This window comes from Hydrogenophaga sp. 70-12, from assembly GCF_001897365.1.
GTDB lineage: Bacteria > Pseudomonadota > Gammaproteobacteria > Burkholderiales > Burkholderiaceae_C > Hydrogenophaga > Hydrogenophaga borbori.
In genome coordinates, this window is sequence record NZ_MKSS01000343.1 from 1 (window position 1) to 6,765 (window position 6,765).

The following is a 6,765-nucleotide window of genomic DNA, read 5'->3' on the forward strand; positions in this document are numbered from 1 at the left end:
GTGCTGCTGGGCGGCGCCCTGGGCTGGCGCTGGGTGCGCCACGCCGGCCTGCGCGCCGCGCACCTGGGGCTGATGCTCTTCATCGCGGTCCAGGCCTGGCTGGGCCGACTCTGCCCCCTCACGGTCTGGGAGCAGGACCTGCGGCGATCGGCCGGCGAGACCGGCCACCGCGAGAGCTTCATCGGGCACTGGCTCTCGCGGCTGCTCTACTGGGAGGCGCCGTGGTGGGTGTTCGTGGCCGCCTACACGGCCTTCGCGGCGCTGGTGGGGCTGGCGTGGTGGTGGGTGCGGCCGTTCAGAGGCCGAACACCCTGAGCGCGTTGCCCCCACGCACCGCCTCGCGCTGGTCGGCCGCCAGGGTGTCGATCTTGCCCAGCGCGCCCTTCACGTCGTGCACCTGGTGCGGCCAGTCGGTGCCCAGCATGACCTGCGAGGCGCCCACGATGGACACCAGGTACTGCAGCGAGCGCGGGTCGTAGGTGATGCTGTCGTAGTAAATGTGGCGCAGGTAGTCGGTCGGCTTGCGCTGCATGCGCCGGCGCTGGGGGATCTCCACCTCGTCGCCCTTCTCGAAGCGGCCCACCAGGTAGGGCAGCGTGCCGCCGCCGTGCGAGGCAATGAGCTTCATGTTCGGGAAGCGGTCGAAGAAGCCGTCGAAGATCATGCGCGTGAAGGCCAGCGTGGTGTCGAACATGAAGCCCACGGACCAGCTCAGGTCGTACTTCGTCATGTCCATCAGGTCCACGCCCGGCGGGTCGGTGGGGTGCACCAGCACCGGCAGGCCGCGCCGGTCGATGGCGGCCCACACGGGCTCGAAGAAGGGGTCGGTGAGGCTGCGGCCCGAGATGTTGGCCAGCACCATCACGCCCACCGCGCCATTGGCGCAGGAGCGCTCCAGCTCCTGCACGGCGCGCTCGGGGTACTCCCAGGGCAGCGAGGTGAACCAGCGGATGCGGTCCGGGTACTGCGCCTGGGCGCGCGCCATGGCGTCGTTCGACTCCACCGCCGCCTGGCGGCTCGTGGCCTCGTCGCCCCAGTACACGTTGGGGCAGGTCAGCGAGACGATGGAGATGTCGATGCCCGCCGCGTCCATCTGCCGGATGCGCAGCGCGTAGTCGAAGTGGCCGGGCTGCGGAATGGCCACCGGCGTGTCGCCGCGGAAGATCTCGTCCTGCCCGTCGGGACGGCGCTGGATGTTGTAGGCCCCGCCCTTGGCCTTGAGCAGCTCCAGCCAGGCGGGCGTGTACATGTGGGTGTGAACGTCGATGACGGGCATGTGGTGTCTCCGGTGTTGTCCTTGTTTGTCGCGCGCCCGCGCCGTCGCGCGGGACCGTTAGCAAGCATACCTTTTCGGGAAAACACGCATGCGTCCATCGGGTGCGCCCTCCCAGAATCGGTGCTCCACACAACGAGGAGACACGCATGCGACGCCGACACTTCCATGCCCTGGCGGGCGCTGGCCTGCTGGCCGCGGCCCAACTGGGCCTGCCGGGCCTGGCCCAGGCGCAAGACAGCGGCACGCTGCGCGTGTGGGTGGGCTTTCCGCCCGGGGGATCGGTGGACACGGTGGCGCGCATCGTGGCCGAGAAGATGCGGGGCACGCTCAACCAGAACGTGATCGTCGAGAACAAGCCCGGCGCGGGCGGGCGGCTGGCCCTGGGCGAGCTGCGGCGCATCGCGCCGGACGGCAACACCATCATCCTGGCGCCCAGCGGGGCCCTGGTCATCTCGCCCTACCTGTACCCCAACGTGGGCTACGACCCCATCAAGGACTTCAGCCCCATCGCGCGCGCCACGGTGTTCGACTTCGCCGTGACGGCCGGCCCGGGCGCGCCGCAGGGCAAGCTGAAGGACGTGCTCGACTGGATGAAGGCCAACCCCGCCAAGGCCAGCTACGGCACCTCCGGCGCCGGCACGGTGCCGCATTTCGCGGGCCTGCTCATCGGCCAGGCCACGGGCATCCCCCTCACGCACGTGGCCTACCGCGGCGGCGCGCCGGCCGCGCAGGACCTGCTGGGCGGGCAGATCCCGCTGATGGTGGACACCGCGTCCGAGACCATCGAACACCACCGCGCGGGCCGCCTGCGCATCCTGGCCGTGACGGGCGAACAGCGCTCGGCCGCGCTGCCCGAGGTGCCCACGCTGAAAGAGCAAGGCATCAACCTGGCGGCCGACGCCTTCTTCGCCTACTTCGGCCCGGCCGGCATGAACCCGCAGGCGGCGGAGCGCCTCAGCAAGGCCGTCGCGGTGGCGCTGGCGGACCCGGGCATCCAGGAAAAAATCCGCGGCTACGGCCTGGTGCCCAGCCACGCCGGGCCGGCCGAGACGGGCGCGATGGTGGTGGAGCACCTCAAGCGCTGGGAAGCGCCGGTCAAGGCCTCGGGCTTCAAGCCGGAGTGAGGCGCTGCCCGCTCAGGGCTGGCGCCCGTACTGGCTGAGGCGCCGCGTCCGTTGTTTGCGCGCCCGGCGCCGCTCCTCGGCCGCCGTCGACGGCGCCCCGCGCCGCAGCAGTTCGGCGGCGACGCGGGCGTCGGGATCCTCGGCCAGACGGGCCGTCAGCAGGCGGCTGAAAAAATCGGTGATGCCCATCCGCAGGCGGACCTGGGCATCGTCCGGGGTCGGCGGCTGGCTCACGCCGGGCTTCGTGAACAGGGCCTTGCCCTCCTTCGTCGAGGTGTCGGGCGGCACAGGCTGGGCGGCGCGCGTCGGCAGCGGCGCGGGGCGCGTCTTCGAGGACGGGGCGGGAGAAACGCGGCGGGCGGCTGAAACGGTCATGCGGTGACTGGGGCAAGGGGCGCTCTGGTGGGCACCGGAGAACGGCCATGAGTGGTGAATCGCCCACCCTGGTTTCCACCATCGGCCGTCTGGCCAGGGCCACGCGGCGCCGGCTTGAGCCAGCGCAAGGTGCGACAGGGCCGGCCAGGCCACCATCGGTGGGCCCGCTTCGCCCTCGCCGTGGCGCGCGCGCCGCATGGACACCCCGCGACACCCCCACCGCCCCGAGCGTCCGCCGGACGCCAGCGCCCCCGACTGGAGCCTGCCCGAGGCCGAGCTGCTGGCCCGCCACGCCAGCGGCCCCCAGGGCCTGGGCCAGGCCGAGGCCCTGGCCCGCCTGCAGCGGCACGGCCCCAACGCCGTGGCCGAGCAGGCCGCCGCCACGGCGTGGCGCTTGGTGCTGCGCCAGTTCGCCAGCCCGCTGGTGCTCATCCTCGTGGCGGGCGCCCTGGTGTCCGCCGCGCTCAAGAGCTGGGCCGAAGCCACCACCATTCTCGCCATCGTGCTGTGCAGCGCGGGCCTCGGCTGGTGGCAGGAGTGGCGGGCCTCGGACGCGGTGGCGCGCCTGCGCCAGCGGCTGGCGCTCAACGCGCGCGTGCGGCGCGACGGCGCCTGGCGCCCGCTGCCCGCGCGCGAACTGGTGCCGGGCGACCTGATCGAGCTGAGCGCGGGCAAGCTGGTGCCGGCCGACGGCGTGGTGCTGCAGGCGCGCGACTTCCTCGTCACCGAGGCCAGCCTGACCGGCGAGTCCTTCCCGGTGGAAAAACGCCCCGGCCCCGTGGCGGCCAACGCGCCGCTGCGCGAGCGCGGCAACAGCGTTTTCCTGGGCAGTTCGGTGCGCAGCGGCACCGCCACCGTGCTCATCACCCGCACCGGCGCGGCCACGGTGTTCGGCGAACTGGCGGCCGAGCTGAAGCAGCGTCCGCCGCAAACCCGCTTCGCCCAGGGCGTGCGCCGCTTCGGCGACATGCTGCTGCGCCTGATGCTGGCCGTGGTGCTGGCGGTGCTGGTGGTCAACCAGTGGCTGGGCCGCCCCCTGATCGATTCGCTGATGTTCTCCGTGGCGCTGGCGGTGGGCCTGTCGCCCGAGCTGCTGCCCGCCATCGTGAGCGTGATGCTGGCGCGCGCCACGCGGGCCATGGCCGCCCAGGGCGTGCTGGTGCGCCGGCTCGAGGCCATCGAGGACCTGGGCGGCATGAACGTGCTGTGCACCGACAAGACCGGCACCCTCACGCAGGGCGTGATGACGCTGGACGCCGCGGTGGACCCCGACGGCCAGCCCGACGCGGGCGTGCTGCGCTGGGCGCACCTGAACGCGGCTTTCGAGAGCGGCATCGAGAACCCGCTGGACCAGGCCCTGGTGGCCGCGGGCGAGCGCGCGGGCCTGACGCTCGAGGGCTGGCGCAAGGTGGACGAGATTCCCTACGACTTCGTGCGCAAGCGCCTCACCATCGTGGCGCAGCGCGGCGCCGATGGCGAACGCCTGCTGGTGACCAAGGGCGCGGTGCCACAGACCCTGGCGGTGTGCGATCGCGTGCGCCAGGCTGGCGGCGAGGCCCCGCTGGACGCGGCGCGGCGCACCCGCATCGACGAGCACGTGCGCGAACTCGGCGGGCAGGGGCTGCGCGTGCTGGCGGTGGCCACCCGCGCGGTGCGGGCCGACCGGGTGGGCCTGGCCGACGAAGCCGGCCTCTGCCTGGAGGGCTTCCTGGCCTTCACCGACCCGCCCAAGCCCGGCGCGGCGCAGGCGGTGCGGGCGCTGCGCGCGCACAAGGTGCGTGTGAAGATGGTCACCGGCGACAGCCGCCATGTGGCCGCGCACGTGGCCCGGCAGGTGGGCCTGGACCCCTCGGCCCTGCTCACCGGCGCCGAGATCGCCGCCATGCGCGACGAAGCGCTGTGGCACCACGCGCCGCGCACCGACCTGTTCGTCGAGGTCGATCCCTCGCAGAAGGAACGCATCGTGCGCGCGCTGCAGCGCACGCGGCACGCCGTGGGCTACCTGGGCGACGGCATCAACGACGCGCCCGCGCTGCTGGCGGCCGACGTCGGCCTGTCGGTGGACCAGGCCGTCGACGTGGCGCGCGAAAGCGCCGACGTGGTGCTGCTCCAGCCCGACCTCGACGTGCTGTGCCGCGGCGCGGAGGAGGGCCGGCGCACCTTCGCCAACACGCTCAAGTACATCGCGCTGAGCATCAGCGCGAACTTCGGCAACATGGTCAGCATGGCCATCGCGGCGCCCTTCCTGCCCTTCCTGCCGCTCACGCCCACCCAGATCCTGCTGAACAACTTCCTGTCGGACCTGCCCTCCATGGCCTTGTCCACGGACCGCGTGGACGCCGCGGTGCTGGGGCGGCCACTGCGCTGGGACCTGCACGGCCTGCGGCGCTTCATGATGGGCTTCGGCCTGATCAGCTCGCTGTTCGACCTGCTCTGCTTCGCCTGGCTGCTGTGGGTGCTGCGCGCCGACGAAGCGGTGTTCCGCACAGCCTGGTTCCAGGTGTCGCTGCTGACCGAACTCGCCGCGGTGCTGGTGCTGCGCACGCACGGTCCGGTGTGGCGCAGCCGCCCGGGCGAACTGCTGTCGGGCGCGCTGATCGCGATGGCCGCGCTGGCCCTGGCCCTGCCCTACAGCGGCCCGCCGGCCGCGCTGCTGGGCTTCGTGCCGCTGGGCTGGGCGGCCACCGCCGTGGTGCTGGCGCTGGTGTTGGCGTACGCGGCGGCGATCGAAGCGGCCAAGCGCTGGGCGCGCTGAGGCCCGGCCTGCCGCCGGCGGTCAGGGCTCGATGCGCGTCTGCGACTGCTCCCGCATGTACTGCGGCAGGTAGTGGAACGACGCCAGCGCCTTGCCCGTGCTCCCCGAGCCCTTCCATCCCCCGAACGGCTGGTAGCCCGGCCAGGCGCCCGTGGTCGCGCCCAGCGGGCGGTTCACGTAGGTCACCCCGGCCTCGATGTGGTCGAGGAACCAGGCCACCTCGTCCTCCGCGCCGAAGAAGCCCGCCGTGAGGCCGAAGTCGCTGGCGTTCGCTTCTGCCATGGCCTGCTCGGCGCTGTCCACGCGGCCCAGCATCACCAGCGGCGCGAACATTTCCTTGCGCCACAGCGGGTGGTCCAGCGGGGCCTCGGCCACCAGGGGCGCGCAATAGAAGCCCGCGTCGGCATCGGCCGGCAGCGGGCCCGCCGCGACGATGCGCGCACCCCCGCCGTCCAGCTGGCGCCGGCAGTCGGCGTGCCGCAGCTGGGCCGCGCGCGTGGCCACGGGACCGGTCCAGCTGGACTCGAGCTGCGGCTCGCCCACGGCGATCGCGCCCACCGCCACGCGCAGGCGCTCGATCAGCGCATCGGCCACCGAGCGGTCCACGTACACGCGCGACAGCGCCGAGCACTTCTGCCCCGACATGCCGAAGGCCGAGCGCACGATGCCCTGGGCCGCCGCGTCCAGGTTGGCGCGCGCGGTGACGATGGCCGCGTTCTTGCCGCCCATCTCGGCGATGCAGGGACGCGGCCAGCGCCGGTTCACCTGCGCGCGCAGGATGCGCATGCCCACCTCGTAGGAGCCGGTGAAGGTCACGCCGCCGATGCCGTCGTGCTGGATCAGCGCCTCGCCCACGGTCGCACCATCGCCCACCAGGCAGTTGAAGGCGCCGTCGGGCAGGCCCGCGTCCTTCAGGCATTGCGCCAGCAGCAGGCCGGACCAGGGCGTCTCCACCGATCCCTTGAGCACCACCGTGTTGCCCGTGACCAGCGCCGCCGCCGTGGGACCACCCGCCAGCGCGAAGGGGAAATTGAACGGCGCGATGACGGCCCACACGCCGTAGGGCTTCATCACGCTGCGGTTGCGGCTCTTCATGTGGGGCAGCGGGTCGTCGGGCAGGGCATGGTCGTAGCCCCCGTTCTCTTCCATCTGCCGCGCGTAGATGTCGAAGAAGGCGCTGACCTCGGCCACCTCGCCCAGGGCCTCCATGCGGGTCTTGCCCACTTCCAGCGACA

Annotated in this window: 6 protein-coding genes; 3 read left to right on the forward strand and 3 right to left on the reverse strand. The window is 72.7% G+C overall.

The annotated features are described in order from the left end of the window. A partial coding sequence (locus BGO22_RS17660) for a DUF2784 domain-containing protein (protein ID WP_286852011.1) occupies window positions 1–315 on the forward strand: 315 nt, incomplete at its 5' end. On the opposite strand, the gene BGO22_RS17665 is transcribed toward BGO22_RS17660, so the two are convergent. Next, window positions 296–1,276 carry an amidohydrolase family protein gene (locus BGO22_RS17665; RefSeq protein ID WP_070397199.1) on the reverse strand — a complete coding sequence of 327 codons (981 nt, stop codon included), beginning with the start codon at window positions 1,274–1,276 and terminating at the stop codon, window positions 296–298. The two genes, BGO22_RS17660 and BGO22_RS17665, sit on opposite strands and share 20 nt — an antisense overlap. Before the next feature lie 146 nt (window positions 1,277–1,422). On the opposite strand from BGO22_RS17665, the gene BGO22_RS17670 reads away from it, so the two are divergent. Next, window positions 1,423–2,400, forward strand: coding sequence for a Bug family tripartite tricarboxylate transporter substrate binding protein (locus tag BGO22_RS17670; protein ID WP_070397198.1), 978 nt, complete (start codon window positions 1,423–1,425; stop codon window positions 2,398–2,400). 12 nt (window positions 2,401–2,412) lie between these two features. Here the strand turns inward: BGO22_RS17670 and BGO22_RS17675 are convergent, their stop codons facing one another. Next, a complete protein-coding gene (locus BGO22_RS17675) occupies window positions 2,413–2,775 on the reverse strand; it encodes a hypothetical protein (protein ID WP_139146901.1) in 363 nt (120 codons plus the stop codon). 196 nt (window positions 2,776–2,971) lie between these two features. Here BGO22_RS17675 and mgtA point away from each other — a divergent pair, with 196 nt between their 5' ends. Then, a complete protein-coding gene (mgtA, locus tag BGO22_RS17680; RefSeq protein ID WP_286852012.1) occupies window positions 2,972–5,530 on the forward strand; it encodes a magnesium-translocating P-type ATPase in 2,559 nt (852 codons plus the stop codon). 21 nt (window positions 5,531–5,551) lie between these two features. Here mgtA and BGO22_RS17685 read toward each other — a convergent pair. Next, window positions 5,552–6,765 (reverse strand): aldehyde dehydrogenase family protein (locus tag BGO22_RS17685; RefSeq protein WP_286852013.1); only part of this gene is annotated, 1,214 nt, incomplete at its 5' end.

Bases quoted from the DNA above. Each gene is read 5' to 3' on its own strand.
- BGO22_RS17670 (WP_070397198.1), top strand. From the start codon at position 1,423: ATGCGACGCCGACACTTCCATGCCCTGGCGGGCGCTGGCCTGCTGGCC.
- BGO22_RS17665 (WP_070397199.1), bottom strand. From the start codon at position 1,276: ATGCCCGTCATCGACGTTCACACCCACATGTACACGCCCGCCTGGCTG.
- BGO22_RS17675 (WP_139146901.1), bottom strand. From the start codon at position 2,775: ATGACCGTTTCAGCCGCCCGCCGCGTTTCTCCCGCCCCGTCCTCGAAG.
- mgtA (WP_286852012.1), top strand. From the start codon at position 2,972: ATGGACACCCCGCGACACCCCCACCGCCCCGAGCGTCCGCCGGACGCC.